The organism is Chromohalobacter sp., assembly GCF_039830575.1.
Taxonomy (GTDB): domain Bacteria; phylum Pseudomonadota; class Gammaproteobacteria; order Pseudomonadales; family Halomonadaceae; genus Chromohalobacter; species Chromohalobacter israelensis.
Window position 1 is genome coordinate 41,959 of the sequence record NZ_JBDOOX010000015.1, and the last position, 16,347, is coordinate 58,305.

Sequence of the window (16,347 nt, forward strand, 5' to 3'; positions counted from 1 at the left end):
CGGCTCTACGCGTTGCGCCGCTCCTCGACCAGCGCCGCGAGGGTGCGCAGGTTGCGGAAGTGATGGCGTGTCTCGTCGCTGTCGGCTTCCAGCTTGATGCCGTAACGCTTCTGCAGGGCGAGCCCCAGTTCCAGGGCATCGATGGAATCCAGGCCGAGCCCCTCGACGAACAGCGGTTCGTCGGGATCGATATCCTCCGGGGTCACGTCCTCGAGTTCGAGGGTATCGATGATCAATTGCTTGAGTTCTTGTTCCAGCTCGCTCGTCATGGGCGACTCCCTTGTCGTCGATCGGGCGTAAGGCGTATCAGGTGTTCGTACATGTTACCGCGTTCGGCTCACAGCGTCCCCGAGGGACGTGCGATCGGCAGGGGGCGACATCGCCTCGGTATCGGGATCGCCATCGTCTATCCGGTGCGCTCCAGCCGCCAGGCCAGGCGTTGACGATGGCAGGGCAGCTCGTCGCGCAAGCCGCACAGCCAGTCGATCAGGTCGCTGGGCTGGGGGGCGTCAGCGTCGTTCGCCGAGCCCGCGTTCGCCAGAGCCCGTTGATGCAGTGGCCAGGCGGTATCGGACGGTGTCAGCGAGAGGCGTAACGCGACGGCGGCAGCCGCCACCGGTGTCGTGAAATGCGCGGTGAAACGAGCGGGAATCGGCTGCTCGGCAAAGGCGACGATGACCGATGGCTCACCCTGGTGAAGATAGCCCTGGGCTTCACTGAGCAAGGCGGCGAACTCGTCGCCCGACGCGGCGATCGCCTGCTGGGTGCGGCGGTTACCGCGGCCGATCGAGTAGACGCCGGGGATGGCGTTGTGCACCGACAGGCCGAAGCGGGCCGGCGACAGGGGGGCTTCGTCGGCGAGCGCTTCGAGCATCGCCAGGGTGCGCTCGCCATCGCCGTGCCGTGAGGCATACAAGAGCGGGTAGTCGGCCTCGGCATCGAGTTCGGCGAGCATGTCGCAAAGCGCGCGACCGATGCTCGTCAGTCGGCGACGCAGCATCGCCGGTACCTGGGCGCCGGCAGGCTTTTCCTCAACGCTGAGGCGTGAGTGTGCGGTATCGCGGCGGCCGGGCTGCCAGGCGCGCCAGTCATGCACGTACATCATGGCCGGTGTCGTCATGCAGACGTCTTCCCTTTCGTCGGCAAATGCCGCTGGCTCGATCCACAAATTGAATGGCAACGTATACAGACGCTTACCCTACGCGAGTCGCCGATTGATGGCTACTGTCTCGAGAGGCTGACACGCGCGGCGGCGGGTGGGACGCGACTTGAGAGCATCGCGAGGTGTCAAAAAATGACCGCCCTGGAGGGCGGTCCGGCCAGAGGCCAAACCCGCATGTGCGGGCGCAGGGAAACGGCGCTTGGACACTGGCATTCGGCGCAGGCGCCGAATGCCAGTGTCATGCCGTCAAGCCTATGTCAGTGCCACGCGGTCGACTGTCAGTCAGGGCGGCGTGGGACGTAGGCAATACCTGCGTGGCCTCGCAAGTGACTGGCCATGTGCGAGGTGATCGTCACGCGGAGCGAGAGGCGCGCTGGCGTCCGCCCTTGCGTCCGGCTTCTCGGGCACGTTCACTGTCCTGCTTGAAGTTGCCCGGGCTCTGGCGGCCGCCCTTGCGACCTGCCTCGGCGGCGCGGCCGGGGTCATGCTTGAAATTGGTGGGGCTCATGCGTCCCCCCTTGCGCCCGGCGTCGGCGGCGCGGGCAGCGTCGTTGGCGAAGTTGCCCGCGCTGCGCGTGCGGGGCGGCGCTCGGCCGGTATCGGAAGTGGCCGCGCCGGCATCCTCGCGGGTGGGCGTCTCGGCAGCGGGTGGTGGAGCGGGTGTGCGCATGGGAACCTCCGGTAAGGATCGCGACAGGGAGTCGCGATATCGAGTGCCAAGGCCGGTGAGTCGCGCAGGTCGCCCTGTCTCGGGGTGCGCCTCGCTTCATCAGAAGCTAGCAGGTTCGCCCGTAGAGAAACGCAGTAAAACGTAAGGTTGAACGGTGTTTCGTTATCGCCACCCGCTGGCGATGACGCCCATGCCGGTCAGCGCGAGCGCGGCGCCGATCCAGTCGGTGGGCCGCAGGGCCTCGCCATCCACGCCCCATAGCCAGACGAGCGCGCAGACCACGTAGACCCCGCCATAAGCGGCGTAGACACGCCCGCTGGCCGCGGGATGCAGGCTCAGCAGCCAGACGAACAGGACCAGGCTGGCGGCGGCGGGTACCAGCAGCCAGGGCGAGCCTTGCTGGCGCAGCCACAGCCAGGGGAGGTAGCAGCCGACGATCTCGGCCATGGCGGTGGCGATGAACAGCAGCGTCGTGGTCAGCATGCGGCGTCTCCGGGTACACGGCGGTCGCAATGGGAGGAGGTCTCGCGAGGCCGATAACGGCGGGCGATGGCGTCGACGGCGATGTTCAGGCCGGCGGTGACCAGCAGCAGGAAGAATGCCTGATCGAACATCAGGTACGCGAAGCTGGAGTCGATGTGAAAGCCCAGCGTGGCGATTCCCAGCATGCCCAGCAGGGCGGTCTCGCGAATGATGGTTTCTGCCCGATAGAAAAGCAGGGCCAGCAGGCCATCGTAAAGCCGCGGCAGCAAGGCATAGGCGTAGCGTCCGGTGGCCGGAAGCGGCGGGCCGTCCAGCGTGAAGGCGTCCGCGTGGCGTGCCACCAGGAAGGCGATCAGGGCGCCGTTGTGCAAGGCCAGTGCGAGCCAGGCGGGAAGCATCGAGGGGCCGAGCAGCAGCAGAAAGATGAAGGCCAGCATCAGCTCCGGTGTGGAACGCATGAGCACCAGGCCGCCCTTGCCCATCACGCGCGTGATGCGGTTGCCGAAATGGCGGCTGGCCAGCGGCCACGCCAGCAAGGCCACGACGAGGCTGCCGGCGGTGCCCAGCAACCCCAGCAGCAAGGTGTTGCCGATCGCCGGCAGCAGGTCGGGGATGTCGCCGAGCCAGCGCCACAGCCCCGTCCAGTCGCCCTCGAGCAGCGGGCGGGGCCAGAGATCGACGCTGACGAAGCGCCATAGCAGCGTGGCGTCGACGTCCGGCCAGGGACCCAGCAGGAACAGGCTGCCCAGCGCAAGCCACGGCAGTAGACGCCGGTGGCCCCACCAGCCCAGCGAGGCAATCAGCAGGTAGAACATCCACAGCAGGGCGCCGGCTTCGGCATAGCGTCCTTCGCGGAAGGCGCTCTCGAGATGAAAGCCGAGCGTCGGCAGGCCCACGAATCCCAGCAGCACGCTCGAGCGCATGGCGCACTCGAAACGGTAGCGGGTATAACCTGCCAGTCGCGCCCAGACCATGGGCAGCTCGGCATACGCGAAACGCGAGAGACGCCCGGTTCCCTCGGGAAGGGCGTCGACCGGCGCACGGGGCGTGAGCTCGAGTATCTCGGCGTAGACCTTGGCGAAAATGCCGGCATAGGGCAGGGCCAGGGCGGCGATGGCGGTCACCGCGGAGAGCCCGAAGACCTGCAGCAACAACAGGGCCCAGAACAGCTCGTGGATGGCGCGCACGAACGCGCATCCGCCGCGCACCAGTCGAGAACGGTGGAAGAGCAGTGCCAGGGGGAAACCCAGCAGCATGCCGAGCAGGGTGCCCCAGATCGCGAATCCCACGGTGAGGGCGATGGCATGCGCGAGCGATTCGGTGGCGAGAAAGTCCGGGCGCAGCAGCCCGTCGAGCATGCGACCCAGTTCCGTCCACGGATCATGCGTGGTCACGGCCAGGTCGGCGAACGGCAGCAGTATCAGACACAGGGCCAGTAGCCCCAGCGAGCGCCGGGCGAGCCTCAGGTTGAAGGTGTCGCCCGCGAGCAGACCGGGGGCACGTTCAGGACCCATCCCGGCTCCCGTCAGTGAGGGGTGATGCATCGGGGTAAAGCGCATCGAGGTCGGCGAGGGTGAGCGTGCGAACCGGGGCATCGAGTACCAGACGGCCGTCGCGCAGTCCCCATACACGGTCGAAATGACGCAAGGCGAGTTCCCGCTGATGCAGGGCGATCACGCAGGTCGCGTGGCGGGCCTGGATCATCGCCAGCAGTCGCTCCGCCTGGTGGGGATCGACACTGGCCAGCGGTTCGTCGCCGAGAAACACCTCGCGGGCCTGGTACAGTGCCCGGGCGATGGCCACGCGCTGGCGCTGGCCGCCGGACAGTCGGCTCACCGGCCGCTTGAGCAGGCCGTCGAGCCCCAGTGCGTCGCACAATATCTGGATCTCGCGCCAGGCATTGCGCCGCGGGCGCAGCAGGTTGCCCAGATTGGCCAGGGCGGAATGGCGCTCCAGGCGCCCCATGTAGACGTTGTGGTAGACCGCCAGCGGCGGTACCAGGCCGTGCTCTTGCGGGCACCAGGCCGCGCGCTGCGCGAGGCGCCGACGCAAGGCCGCCAGCAGGGTCGACTTGCCCACGCCACTGGGGCCGAGCAGCGCCACGCGCTCGCCGGCATGAAGCGTCAGCGTGAGCTCGGCGAGCACCGTATGCTGCGCGTGCCCCAGGCGCTCGGCATCGAAACGAACCAGAGTCGCCACGCTCACCGCAACAGACCGAGTTCCTCGCCGACGTCCTCGATCGGGGCATAGTCGTCGTTGTCGGCGGGAATGAAGCCCGAGCGCGGGAAGCTCGCCAGCAGCGCTGGATCGGTCATGTCGAGCAACGCCTTGCGCACCTTCCCGGTGAAGCCCGCGCCGTAGCGCTCGTCGGCGTCGCCGCGCAGGGTCCACTGGTAGTCGGGGTAGGTCGGCGTCTTCCAGATCACATCGACCTTGTCGGTATCGACGCGGCCATCGGCGACGGCGGCGTCCCAGACCTTGAAGTTGACCGCGCCGAGGTCGTACGCACCCGATTCGACCAGGGCGATGGTGCGGGAGTGGTCGCCGGAGAAACCGACTCGCGAGAACAGCGACTTGGGCGGCGCGCCGAACTGCTCGCGAATGAAGTACTCGGGCATGAGCCGTCCGGACGTGGAGGTCTTGGCGCCGAAGGTGAACGCCTTGCCCTGCACGTTCTTGGGCAGGTCGTCGCCCTGCACGTCGATCTCGCTGTCACGGTTGGCGATGAAGTAGGTGCGGAACTCGGCGTCCTCCTTGCCCTGGGCAATGGCCCGGGAGCCGGGAACCAGGCGGCGTGCCTGCACGCCGGTCAGTCCGCCGAACCAGGCCAGTTGTACCTGATCGTTGCGGAACGCCGACACGGCCGCACCGTAGGATTTCACCGGCACGTACTCGACTTCCACGCCCAGTGCGTTCTCGAGGTAGGCGGCGACCTTGTCGAAGCGTTCCTCGAGCCGCGACTGGTCTTCGTCGGGAATGGCCGTGAAACGGAAGGTGTCGGCCAGGACGGCCGTGCTGACGACGAACAACAGGCAGGCGACGAGCCAGCGCATGGGCATACTCCTTGATAGAGCCGGCGTTGATGGGGACGCGTTTCAGTCCTCGCGCGCCGGGAAGCGCGTGGCCTGCAGGCTGTCCTTGATCTTCTTGAGATGCGGCAGGAAATCCTCGCCGCGACGCAGCGTGACCCCGGTCGCCAGTACGTCGATCAAGGCCAGGTGGATCATGCGCGAGGTCATCGGCATGTAGACGTCGGTATCCTCCGGCGTGATGACCTCGAGGGTTTCCGTGCACTCGTGGGCGAGCGGCGAGTCGGGCGCGGTGATGCCCAGCACGATGGCGCCATTGTCGCGGGCGACACGGGCGATCTCGACCAGTTCCCGGGTGCGCCCGGTGTACGAGACGATGACGATGACGTCGCCAGTATGCGTGGCGGCGGCCACCATGCGTTGCATCAGCACGTCTTCGTAGGCGGTGACAGGCAGGTTGAAGCGAAAGAACTTGTGCTGCGCGTCCTGAGCGACGGGGCCCGAGGCGCCCAGGCCGAAGAAGCTGATCTGCTTGGCCTGAATCAGGTAATCGACGGCACGTTCGACGCGTTTGGCATCCAGCGCGCGCCGGGCGTCGTCGAGGGCGGCGATGGTCGCGCCGAATATCTTGTCCCCGTAGCTCGAGGCATCGTCGTCGCGTTCCACGCTACGGCTGACATAGGGCGTGCCCCCGGCTAGGCTTTGAGCCAGCTTGATCTTGAAATCGGGGTATCCCTTGGCGTCGAAGTTACGGCAGAAGCGGTTGACCGTGGGCTCGCTGACCGCGGCCGCCTGTGCCAGCGTGGCGATGCTCATGCCGGTGGCGGCGGCGGGATCATTGAGAATCACGTCGGCCACTTTGCGTTCTGAACGATTGAGCTCGTCCAGGCGTGAGCGGATACGGTCGATCAAGTCGAAGGCTGGCATGCGTAATGGGCGTCTCTGTCTGCCAAGGGGGTCGAAGCGGGGCGTGTACGAAGGCGGCTGCGTTTGCCGCCCTTTCGAACACGACCTAGTCAAATAACGACATTGTGTTAGAAAGGCATCCTAGCGTGACGATGCAGGAGCGCCAAGCGGCGTCGTGCATCGAAGCCATGATAAACCTGCCGCTTTGGTAGTAAAGTTACATAATTGGTTTGCCGAGGAGCCCTGGAATGGCTTATTTTATAGGTAAATTAACCAGATTTTTGGGGGCTGGGTCATGAGTCGAGATACTACACCTGATGTCGATCTGGCCCTTTTCGGGGCGCTCGGCGACTTGGCGCTGCGCAAGCTCTACCCGGCATTGTACCACCTCGACCGCGAGGGGCTGCTGGGCGAGACCACGCGGATTCTGGGTCTGGCCCGACAGGAATACGGGCTCGATGATTTCCGGGGTCGCGTCAAGGAGGCGCTCGGCAAGCGGGTCAAGGCCAGCGAGCTGGATCAGGCGAGCCTCGAGCGCTTCCTGGCGCGCATCGAGTATCAGCGGCTCGATTTCGCCACCGCGGAAGGTTACGACGTCATTCGCGAGTGGCGCGAGGCCGCCAAGCGTCCCATGGTGGTGTACCTGGCGGTGCCGGCCAGCATCTACGGTGATATCTGCGCCAACCTCGAAGCCAGCGGCAGCCTCGACGACGAAACCCGCGTGGTGGTCGAGAAGCCCATCGGTTATGACCTGGAATCCTCGGAGCAGATCAACGACGCCATCGGCGAGGTGTTTCCCGAGTCCCGCATCTATCGCATGGACCATTATCTCGGCAAGGAAACGGTCCAGAACTTGATTGCACTGCGTTTCGCCAACCCGCTGTTCGGCAACCAGTGGAACCAGAACCAGATTTCGCACGTGGAAATCACCGTCGCCGAGAAGGTCGGTATCGAGGGCCGCTGGGGCTACTTCGACCAGGCCGGTCAGTTGCGCGACATGGTGCAGAACCACCTGCTGCAGCTGTTGTGCCTGATCGCCATGGACCCGCCGTCGAACCTCGACGCCGACGCCATTCGCGACGAAAAGGTCAAGGTGCTCAAGGCGCTCAAGCCGCTGGAAGGCGAAGAGTTGTCGCGCAACGTGGTGCGCGGCCAGTACATCGGCGGTTCCGTGGATGGCGAGAGCGTGCCGGGTTATCTCGAGGAGGAAGGCGCCAACACCTCGAGCCATACCGAGACCTTCGTCGCCATGAAGCTCGAGGTTGCCAACTGGCGCTGGGCCGGAGTGCCGTTCTACCTGCGTACCGGCAAGCGCATGCCGGAAAAGATGTCGCAGATCGTCATCCATTTCCGTCAGCAGCCGCACTATATTTTCGATCCCGACCAGCGCGGCCTGGCGGCCAACAAGCTGGTCATCCGCCTGCAGCCGGAAGAGGGCATCGCCCTGCAGGTGCTGACCAAGGACAGCGGGCTCGACAAGGGCATGCGTCTGCGGCCCGGGCCGCTGCACCTGGATTTCAATCATGCGTTTCCCAAGACGCGGATTCCCGATGCCTACGAGCGTCTGTTGCTCGAGGTCATGAAGGGCCAGCAATACCTGTTCGTCCGCCGTGACGAGGTGGAGTTCGCATGGCGCTGGATCGACCAGCTGATCGCCGGCTGGGAGGCTCGCAACATGCCACCGCGTCGTTATCCGGCCGGTTCCTGGGGGCCCGTGGCGTCGATCGCCATGATCACTCAGGACGGCCGCTCCTGGTACGAAGACTACTGATGATGAATACGACTCAAGAAGGCCGTCAGCGGCTCGCCGAGCGTCTGGCGGATACCGTGGCCCAGGCCCTCGAGGCCGATCTGGCCAAGCGCGAACGGGCGTTGCTGGTGGTGTCCGGCGGCTCCACGCCCAAGCCGTTCTTCACCGCCCTGGCGGCCAAGGCGTTGCCGTGGGCGCGTGTCGACGTGACCCTGGCCGACGAGCGCTGGGTGGCAGCGGACGATGCCGACAGCAATGCCCGCCTGGTACGCGAGACGCTGCTCGTGGGGCCGGCCGCCGAGGCGTGCTTTCATCCCCTGACCACCGGCGATGACACGCCCGAGGCCGGTGTCGAGACGGTCGTCGAGCGCCTCGAGTCGCTGCCGTGGCCGGCCAGCGTGGTGATCCTCGGCATGGGCGGCGATGGACACACGGCATCGTTGTTTCCGGATAGCGAGCAGCTGGCGACGGCGTTGGAAACCACCGCGGCGGCGGTAGCGGTGCATGCGCCGAGCGTGCCCCAGGCACGCATCACGTTGAGCGCATCGCGCCTGGCCGATGCCGGCCTGCACGTGTTGCACATCACCGGCAATGACAAGCGCCGTGTCCTGGCCGAGGCATTGGCGGGCGACGACGTGCGCCAGTTGCCGATTCGCGCTTTCCTTTCCCAACCCATCGCGACGTATTGGGCCCCCTAGGCCAGCGCGTTCCCGACCACCGGAGCATCCCATGACTATCGACAAACAGCTGCCCTCCACCCGTACCACGGAACTCGACAGCATCTGCCAGAAGGTGGAAGTCATTCCCGTGCTGGTGATCGAACGCCTCGAGGATGCCGTGCCCATGGCGCGGGCCCTGGTCGAGGGTGGCCTCAACGTGCTCGAGATCACGCTGCGCACCGACTGCGCGCTGGATGCCATTCGCCGCATGCGGGCCGCGTTGCCGGGCGTCAGCATCGGTGCCGGTACCGTGTTGACGCCGGCCCAGTACCGTCTCGCCGAGGAAGCCGGTGTCGATTTCGTGGTCACGCCCGGCGCCACCGAGGCCCTGTATCGCTATGGCGTGGAAAGCCCGGTGCCGATGCTGCCGGGGATCGCCACCGTCTCGGAGCTGATGACCGGCTGGCAGTATGGCTATCGGCGCTTCAAGTTCTTTCCGGCGGAGGCCAGCGGTGGCGCCAAGGCGATCAAGGCCCTCGGCGGCCCGATCCCCGAGGCGCGGTTCTGCCCCACCGGCGGCATCACGGTGGACAACGCCGACGATTATCTGAGTCTGCCCAACGTGATGTGCGTGGGCGGTTCCTGGCTGACGCCCAAGTCCCTGGTCGAAAACGAAGACTGGGACGGCATCCGCGAACTGGCGCGCCAGGCCGCCGAGCGCTTCCATCACTGAGCCGACGACCGTTTCTCTCTCGACAGCCTATGCTGTTCTTCCGACCCGCCGATTGGCGGGTCTTTTTTTTGGCCGTGAAACGGTCATCTAATTGAAAGATTACTTGTCTAGGGTGGCGCGAGTGGCATCGAGCCTCGTGCACCGAACAAGGAGCCTTTCATGCAACGTGCTTTGCTGCTTTCATCACTTGGCACCGTCCTCGCGCTGGGAACCGGCATGGGAAGTGCCCAGGCCAATACCGAGATCACCTGGTGGCATGCCATGGGCGGTGCGCTGGGGGACAAGGTCGAGCAGATCGCGGCCGACTTCAATGCCAGTCAGGATGCCTATACCGTCACGCCCGTCTTCAAGGGCAATTACAGCGAGACCATGACTTCCGCGATCGCCGCATACCGTGCCGACAAGGGGCCGGATATCGTGCAGATCTACGAAGTCGGTACGGCGACGATGATGGCCGCCAAGGGGGCCATCGTACCGGTGCATCGTTTGATGGCATCGGCCGATGTCGACTTCGATCCCCAGGCCTACCTGCCTGCGGTCACGGGTTATTACACCGACCCCGAGGGCAACATGCTGTCGTTGCCCTTCAATTCTTCGACGCCGGTGACGTACTACAACCGCGAGCGGCTGGCGCAGGCGGGTGTCGAGGAAATCCCCCGTACCTGGCAGGAACTGGGCGACGCGCTGGAAAAGATCGTCGACAGCGGGGCGGCGAGCTGCGGACTGACCACGACCTGGCCTTCCTGGGTCATGCTCGAGAACTACTCCGCCATCAACGACGTGCCGTTTGCCTCGCGGGCCAATGGCTTCGAGGGCACGGATGCGCGGCTGCGCTTCAATCGCACCGCCGTCGTCGACCACATCGAGCGCCTCACGCGCTGGCAGAAGGACGGGCGCTTCGCCTATGGGGGACGCTTCGATGACGCCGCGCCCAAGTTCTACGCGGGCGAGTGCGCGTTGATGATGGGATCCTCGGCCTCCTACGCCAATATCAAGGAAAATGCCGATTTCGATTTCGGCGTGGCGCCGCTGCCCTACGATGCCGAGGTGGTCGAGCAGGCCAACAATTCGATCATCGGCGGGGCCTCGCTGTGGGTGCTCAACGGGCTGGACGAGACGCACCGTCAGGGAGTGGCCGAATTCTTCGAATACCTGTCCACGCCCGAGGTCCAGGCGGACTGGCATCAGTACTCCGGCTACCTGCCGATCACGCAGGCGGCGGCCGACCTGACCCGCGAACAAGGCTTCTACGCGGAGCATCCCGGCACCGACGTGGCGATCGAGCAGATCACGGCCGGCCAGCCCACCGACAATTCCAAGGGCTTGCGGCTGGGCAACATGGTGCAGATTCGCGACATCATCAACGGTGCGCTGGAAAACGTCTTCGCAGGCGATGTATCGCCGCAGGACGGCCTCGATCAGGCCGCCGCGCGTGGCAACGAGCTGCTGGAAAAGTTCGAACGTGCCAATCGCTGACGCCGTCGACATGCGAACGGGGCGCCCGCTCGGCGGGGGCCCCGTTCGCGAGCTCGTGCTCGCCGTCATCGAGTCTCTGTGGTTTCGGGAATTGTCATGAGCGCTCCGTTTCAGCGTCACCGCGTCACGCCCTGGCTGCTGATGGCCCCACAGCTGGCCATCGTCCTGGTGTTCTTCTTCTGGCCATCGCTGCAGGCCATCGAGCAGGCGTTCTACGTCGAGGACGCCTTCGGCCTGTCGCGGGAATTCGCCGGTCTGGCCAACTTCCAGGCCGTCTTGAGCGATGCGACGTATTACCAGGCGCTGGGGACCACGCTGGTCTTCTCGCTGGCAGTGGCGCTCGGCGCGATGAGCATCGCGCTGGGGCTGGCGGTGATGGCCGACCGCGTCGTGCGTGGCGCCCGCGGCTACCGGACGCTGCTGATCTGGCCCTACGCGGTCGCGCCGGCGGTGGCCGGTGTCCTCTGGCTGTTTCTGTTCGACCCCACGCTGGGCCTGGTCAGCGGTGCGCTGGGTCATCTGGGCATCGCATGGGATCACAAGCTCGACGGTGCCCAGGCCCTGGCCCTGGTGATCATGGCCTCGATCTGGAAGCAGATGAGCTACAACTTCGTGTTCTTCCTTGCCGCCTTGCAGGCGGTGCCCAAGAGCCTGCTGGAAGCGGCGGTCATCGACCGGGCGGGGCCATGGCGGCGTTTCTGGACCATCACGTTTCCGTTGCTGTCGCCCACCGCGTTCTTCCTGCTGGTGATGAACTGCGTCTATGCCTTCTTCGAGACCTTCGGAACCATCGACACGGTGACCGCCGGCGGCCCGGGCGGCGCGACCACCACCCTGGTGTACAAGGTCTACCAGGATGGCTTCGTCGGCCAGGACATGGGCGCCAGCGCCGCGCAGTCGGTGTTGTTGATGGCCCTGGTCGGAGGGCTGACCTGGGTGCAGTTTCGCTACCTGGAACGAAGGGTGCAGTACTGATGCGTTATCGTCGTCCCGGTCTGGATTGGCTGAGTCATGGATTGCTGGGGCTGTGCTGCCTGCTGTTCGGGCTGCCGGTGTGGCTGGCCGTCACGGCCAGCACCCATACGCTCGGCGACCTCTACTCGCAAACGGCGCCGCTGGGATTCGGCGACGCCGGCCTGGACAATTATCGCGAGCTGCTCGGCGGGGCGGTCGGCGGCCTGGGCACCGACGTGACGACCCTGCTGGTGAACTCGACGCTGATGGCACTGGGCATCGCCGTGGGCAAGATCGCGATCTCGGTGCTGGCGGCGTATGCCATCGTCTTCTTCGCCTTTCCCTTGCGGCGGCTGTGTTTCTGGCTGATTTTCATCACCCTCATGCTGCCGGTGGAAGTGCGCATCCTGCCGACGTTCGAGGTGGTCGCCGACCTGGGGCTGCTGGACAGCTACGCGGGGCTGATCCTGCCGTTGATCGCCAGTGCCACGGCGACGTTCCTGATGCGGCAGTTCTACCTGACCGTGCCGCCCGAGCTGGTCGAGGCGGCGCGCATCGACGGTGCCGGCCCCTGGCGCTTCCTGCGTGACATCCTGCTGCCGCTGTCGAAGACCAATCTCGCGGCACTGTTCGTGATCATGTTCCTGTACGGCTGGAACCAGTATCTGTGGCCGTTGTTGATCACCAACGATGCCGATTACCTGACCATCGTGGTCAGCCTCAAGCGCCTGTTGACCAGTGCCGATGGCCTGGTGCCGTGGCACTACGTCACCGCTACGGCGGTGCTGGCGATGCTGCCGCCCATCGGAGTGATCCTGTTGATGCAGCGCTATTTCGTGAAAGGGCTGGTCGACAGCGAAAAATGAGCGCGCCCGGTGTCGACCGGCGCCCAATGAGGATTCGATATGGCGACCTTACGACTCGACGGAATCCGCAAACGCTATCCCAATGGCATGACGGCCCTGCACGGCATCGACCTGAGCGTCGCCGATGGCGAGCTGATCGTGGTGGTCGGGCCGTCGGGGTGCGGCAAGTCGACCTTGCTGCGTATCCTGGCGGGGCTGGAGCCGATCACCGCGGGCGAGCTCGCGATCAACGGACGGCGCGTCAACGAGCTGGAACCCGCCGCGCGCGACATCGCGATGGTGTTCCAGAATTACGCGCTGTATCCGCACATGAGCGTGGCCGGCAACATGGCCTATGCCCTGAAGAACCGAGGCACGCCCAAGGACGAAATCCGCCGTCGGGTGGCGAATACCGCCGCCTTGCTGGGGCTCGACGACCTGCTCGAGCGACGTCCGCGCCAGCTCTCCGGCGGGCAGCGGCAGCGGGTGGCGATGGGGCGGGCGATCATCCGCGAGCCGCAGGTGTTTCTCTTCGACGAGCCGCTTTCCAACCTCGATGCCAAGCTGCGGGTGCAGATGCGTCTGGAAATCCGGCGCCTGCAGAAGCGACTCGGCATCACCTCGGTCTACGTCACGCACGACCAGGTGGAGGCGATGACGCTGGCGGATCGCCTGGTGGTGATGAACGGCGGTCACGTCGAGCAGTGCGGCACGCCGATGGCGCTCTACGCACGACCGGCGACACGCTTCGTGGCCAGCTTTTTGGGCTCGCCGGCGATGAACTTCCTGCCCGTGACGGCGCACGCTGGCGGCGTGGTGCTGCCCAATGGCGCCCAGGTCGCGCTCCCCGCGATCCTGCCCGAGGGAGACGCGGCGACCCTCGGCATCCGGCCGGAACACCTCGTCGAAGCGACTGCCTCGGAGGAGGCGGCCGCGACACTGGACGTGACGGTCGAGATGCTCGAACCGCTAGGCGCGGACACCCTGGCGTATACGCGCCTGCCCGGTGTCGAGACCTGGCTGGTGGTGCGCCTGGATGGCGCCCACGCCGCCCGCGAGGGGCAGCGCTTGTCGCTGGCGTTGCCGGTGGCTCATTGCCATGTCTTCGATGCCCGGGGCGCGCGGGTGCCGATGACGGGGCGCGAGGACGCCGAGGCGCTCGCGGCTCAATAGCCCGCCTTGGGGTCCACGGTGTCGATGGCCTCGCCGGCATGCATGGCGCCGAGGGCCTTGGCGACCTGCTCGGCGGCCTCGTCGACGGGGGTCGGTCCGGCCATGTGCGGCGTGATCCACAGGCGCGGATGCGACCACAAGGGGCTGTCGCCGGGCAGCGGCTCCGTGGGGAAGGCGTCGAGCATGGCGCCGCGCAGCCGACCGTTTTCTTCCTCCCCGGTGCCCAGCGCCTCGAGCAGGGCGGCCTCGTCGATCAGCGTGCCGCGCCCGGGGTTGATCAGGCCGGCGCCGTGGGGCAGCGCGGCCAGCGTCTCGTGATTGATGACGTGTCGCGTGGCCGGGGTGTCGGGCAACAGCGTGACCAGGGTATGGACCTGTTCCAGCAGGGTCGTCAGGCCATCGTCGCCGTGATGGCAGGTGATGCCATTGATGGCCTTGGGCGAACGGCTCCAGCCATGCACCGGGTAGCCGTCGTCGGCGAGACGCTGGGCGACGTGCAGTCCGATGGCGCCCAGGCCGAGCACCCCCACACGCCACTCGCGCTTGGGCGTGACGGCATGTTCCCGCCACTCGGCACGGTGCTGCTGGCGACGGTAGCGGTCGAAGTCGCGCTGGAAGTGGAGCACGCCATAGCGCACATAATCGGCGATCAACTCGCCCATGCCGGCATCGCGCAGCTTGACGATGGGAATGTCCTGGGGGAGCGAGGGATTGTTGAGCAGCGCATCCACGCCGGCGCCGAGGTTGACGATCCCCTTGAGCGCGGGCTGAGCGTCGAACAGCGAGGCCGGCGGCTTCCATGCCACCAGGTAGTCGGCCTGGAAATCGCGGGTTTCGCCGCTGATGGCGAAGGTGGCGTCGGGCAGCCTCGCGGCGAGTCGTTCCTTCCAGAGCGCGGCGTCGTCGGCATGAATCAGGATGCGCATGAAAACCTCGTGGCGTACGAATCGATTGGCGTGCGGATCGATGATGAATGAGTGGCGTGCGTGACGGCGGGCAACCGCCCGGTGCGTCATCGCGTCATACGTTTTGTAGCATTGGTGGCGGGGCTTCGCCGAGCAATCGCGCGAGAATCGTCAGGCCCTGATCGAAACGCTCGAGGTCGTTTTCGGCGCCGAGGCTCAGACGGACGCGTTGCGGCGGTGCTCCCTGACCCACCATGAACGGCTGAGCGGTGGCGATCGCCAGGCCTTCGCGCAGCGCTTGCTGCTGGAGCTCCTCGGCACGCCACGCGCGTGGCAAGGCGAGCCAGACATGCAGCCCCGTGGGGCGCGAGGCCATGACATGGCCCTGCAGGCGCGAGCGGGTCAATTGCTGGCGTTCGGCGAGCAGCTGGCGCTGTTCCTCGGCCAGGGCCTCGACGCTGCCATCGGCCAGCCAGCGGTCGGCGATCTCGAAAATCAGGGGCGTGGCCATCCAGCTGGTCGCGCGCAGGCGCGGCAGGGTGTGGTGCAACTGGCCGCGTGGCACGCTCAGGTAGCCGGCTCTCAGCCCCGGCACGGTGGCCTTGGTGAGGCTGGTGACATGAAAGCTCTGGCGCGGCAGACGAGCGGTCAGCGGCGTCAGCCCCGGGGGCTCGAGCAGGGCATGGGTGTCGTCTTCGATCAACCAGGTGCCGTGGCGTGCCAGCACCTCGGCGATGGCGTCGCGCCGGTCGGCATCCATGGTCGCGCCGGTGGGATTGTGCTGGGTCGGTGTCAGGCATACCGCACGCGGATGATAGCGGCGGCACGCAGCGTCGAGGGCCTCGGGAATCACGCCTTGCTCGTCGATCGCCACACCGCGCAGTTGCAGACCCAGCGTGCGCGACAGGGCGATCAGGCCATGGTCGGTGAGCGCTTCCGTGAGCACGACATCGCCATGTTGAACCAGCGTGGCGATGGCCAGCATGACGCCGTGGGCGGCGCCGTTGCACAGCACGCGGTCGTCGGGGGTGCCGGGGACGCCGAGCGTTTCCTGAAGCCAGTGACTGGCGCGCTCGCGCTGATGCGCGAGTCCGGCGATGGGGCGGCACGCGTCGATGGCGTCGGGATGCGCGCTGTCCGCCACCTCGCGCAGCGTCTCGCGAAAGCGCAGATGATGGCCGGGCGGACAGACGGGGTGGGCGATGGACAGGTCCACCGGCGCGCCCTCCGTGGGGAGGTCCGCGCTGCGCAGGTATTCCGCCTCCTGGCTGTCGTCGAGCGTGTTGATCCAGGTACCGCTGCCCACCCGGGCCTGCACCAGGCCCATCTTTTCCGCCTGGGCATAGGCCCGCGAGACGGTCTGGACGCTGACCGCCAGTGCGTCGGCGAGGCACCGATGCGGCGGAAGACGCGTGCCCGGCGTGAGTTCGCCCTGGCGAATGGCTTCGGCGAGCGCTCGGGCGATGGCGAGATACTTGGGCCCCTGGGACGGCAGATACGGAGTCAGGTCAATTGTCATGACACAATAAAGCCTTTGACGGCACGCTGAGCGTGAATGCTAGTATCGTCGGCGACGCATTGATCGACAATTGTACTGATTTT

Annotated in this window: 17 protein-coding genes; 7 read left to right on the forward strand and 10 right to left on the reverse strand. The window is 66.2% G+C overall.

Annotated features, from left to right (window positions below; translation table 11 throughout):
* Positions 1 to 5: 5 nt before the first annotated feature.
* The 8 genes from ABGX75_RS14845 to ABGX75_RS14880 all read right to left on the reverse strand — a co-directional run bounded on the left by ABGX75_RS14845 (position 6) and on the right by ABGX75_RS14880 (position 6,271).
* Positions 6 to 269 carry a phosphopantetheine-binding protein gene (locus tag ABGX75_RS14845; RefSeq protein ID WP_035413616.1) on the reverse strand — a complete coding sequence of 88 codons (264 nt, stop codon included), beginning with the start codon at positions 267 to 269 and terminating at the stop codon, positions 6 to 8.
* Between the two features lie 137 nt (positions 270 to 406).
* Complete coding sequence (locus tag ABGX75_RS14850; RefSeq protein ID WP_347411100.1) at positions 407 to 1,120, reverse strand: beta-ketoacyl synthase chain length factor; 714 nt, start codon at positions 1,118 to 1,120, stop codon at positions 407 to 409.
* Between the two features lie 394 nt (positions 1,121 to 1,514).
* Positions 1,515 to 1,832: a general stress protein gene (locus ABGX75_RS14855; RefSeq protein ID WP_347411101.1), complete on the reverse strand. Its 318-nt coding sequence runs from the start codon at positions 1,830 to 1,832 to the stop codon at positions 1,515 to 1,517.
* A 162-nt stretch (positions 1,833 to 1,994) separates the two neighbouring features.
* Positions 1,995 to 2,315: a YnfA family protein gene (locus ABGX75_RS14860; protein WP_347411102.1), complete on the reverse strand. Its 321-nt coding sequence runs from the start codon at positions 2,313 to 2,315 to the stop codon at positions 1,995 to 1,997.
* A complete protein-coding gene (locus ABGX75_RS14865) occupies positions 2,309 to 3,829 on the reverse strand; it encodes an ABC transporter permease (protein ID WP_347411103.1) in 1,521 nt (506 codons plus the stop codon). The genes ABGX75_RS14860 and ABGX75_RS14865 overlap by 7 nt, the downstream gene beginning before the upstream one ends.
* Positions 3,819 to 4,520 (reverse strand): ATP-binding cassette domain-containing protein, encoded by a 702-nt coding sequence (locus ABGX75_RS14870; RefSeq protein WP_347411104.1) that lies wholly within the window; start codon positions 4,518 to 4,520, stop codon positions 3,819 to 3,821. The genes ABGX75_RS14865 and ABGX75_RS14870 overlap by 11 nt, the downstream gene beginning before the upstream one ends.
* Positions 4,517 to 5,368, reverse strand: coding sequence for a putative selenate ABC transporter substrate-binding protein (locus tag ABGX75_RS14875; protein ID WP_128691220.1), 852 nt, complete (start codon positions 5,366 to 5,368; stop codon positions 4,517 to 4,519). Before ABGX75_RS14875 ends, ABGX75_RS14870 begins: the two co-directional genes overlap by 4 nt.
* Positions 5,369 to 5,410: 42 nt before the next feature.
* Entirely contained in the window at positions 5,411 to 6,271 is an 861-nt protein-coding gene (locus tag ABGX75_RS14880; protein ID WP_011508035.1) for a MurR/RpiR family transcriptional regulator, read from the reverse strand.
* 274 nt (positions 6,272 to 6,545) lie between these two features.
* Between ABGX75_RS14880 and zwf the strand changes: the two genes are divergently transcribed.
* The 7 genes from zwf (at position 6,546) to ugpC (ending at position 13,840) form a co-directional block, all read left to right on the forward strand.
* A complete protein-coding gene (gene zwf / locus ABGX75_RS14885; RefSeq protein WP_110061058.1) occupies positions 6,546 to 8,021 on the forward strand; it encodes a glucose-6-phosphate dehydrogenase in 1,476 nt (491 codons plus the stop codon).
* Complete coding sequence (pgl, locus tag ABGX75_RS14890; RefSeq protein WP_347411105.1) at positions 8,021 to 8,698, forward strand: 6-phosphogluconolactonase; 678 nt, start codon at positions 8,021 to 8,023, stop codon at positions 8,696 to 8,698. The genes zwf and pgl overlap by 1 nt, the downstream gene beginning before the upstream one ends.
* A 31-nt stretch (positions 8,699 to 8,729) precedes the next feature.
* The gene (locus ABGX75_RS14895; protein ID WP_011508032.1) at positions 8,730 to 9,392 is read left to right on the forward strand and encodes a bifunctional 4-hydroxy-2-oxoglutarate aldolase/2-dehydro-3-deoxy-phosphogluconate aldolase; all 663 of its coding nucleotides are present in this window, start codon (positions 8,730 to 8,732) and stop codon (positions 9,390 to 9,392) included.
* Positions 9,393 to 9,551: 159 nt separating this feature from the next.
* On the forward strand, positions 9,552 to 10,868 hold the full coding sequence (gene ugpB, locus ABGX75_RS14900) for a sn-glycerol-3-phosphate ABC transporter substrate-binding protein UgpB (RefSeq protein WP_347411106.1): 1,317 nt from the start codon (positions 9,552 to 9,554) through the stop codon (positions 10,866 to 10,868).
* 96 nt (positions 10,869 to 10,964) lie between these two features.
* Positions 10,965 to 11,843: a sn-glycerol-3-phosphate ABC transporter permease UgpA gene (gene ugpA, locus ABGX75_RS14905; protein WP_128691217.1), complete on the forward strand. Its 879-nt coding sequence runs from the start codon at positions 10,965 to 10,967 to the stop codon at positions 11,841 to 11,843.
* The gene (gene ugpE, locus ABGX75_RS14910) at positions 11,843 to 12,688 is read left to right on the forward strand and encodes a sn-glycerol-3-phosphate ABC transporter permease UgpE (RefSeq protein ID WP_011508029.1); all 846 of its coding nucleotides are present in this window, start codon (positions 11,843 to 11,845) and stop codon (positions 12,686 to 12,688) included. Before ugpA ends, ugpE begins: the two co-directional genes overlap by 1 nt.
* 39 nt (positions 12,689 to 12,727) lie before the next feature.
* Positions 12,728 to 13,840, forward strand: coding sequence for a sn-glycerol-3-phosphate ABC transporter ATP-binding protein UgpC (gene ugpC / locus ABGX75_RS14915; RefSeq protein WP_035413633.1), 1,113 nt, complete (start codon positions 12,728 to 12,730; stop codon positions 13,838 to 13,840).
* Here ugpC and ABGX75_RS14920 read toward each other — a convergent pair.
* Together ABGX75_RS14920 and ABGX75_RS14925 are read right to left on the reverse strand one after the other, a co-directional pair.
* Complete coding sequence (locus ABGX75_RS14920) at positions 13,834 to 14,766, reverse strand: glyoxylate/hydroxypyruvate reductase A (protein ID WP_110061165.1); 933 nt, start codon at positions 14,764 to 14,766, stop codon at positions 13,834 to 13,836. The two genes, ugpC and ABGX75_RS14920, sit on opposite strands and share 7 nt — an antisense overlap.
* Before the next feature lie 94 nt (positions 14,767 to 14,860).
* On the reverse strand, positions 14,861 to 16,264 hold the full coding sequence (locus ABGX75_RS14925; protein WP_011508026.1) for a PLP-dependent aminotransferase family protein: 1,404 nt from the start codon (positions 16,262 to 16,264) through the stop codon (positions 14,861 to 14,863).
* Between the last annotated feature and the right edge of the window lie 83 nt (positions 16,265 to 16,347).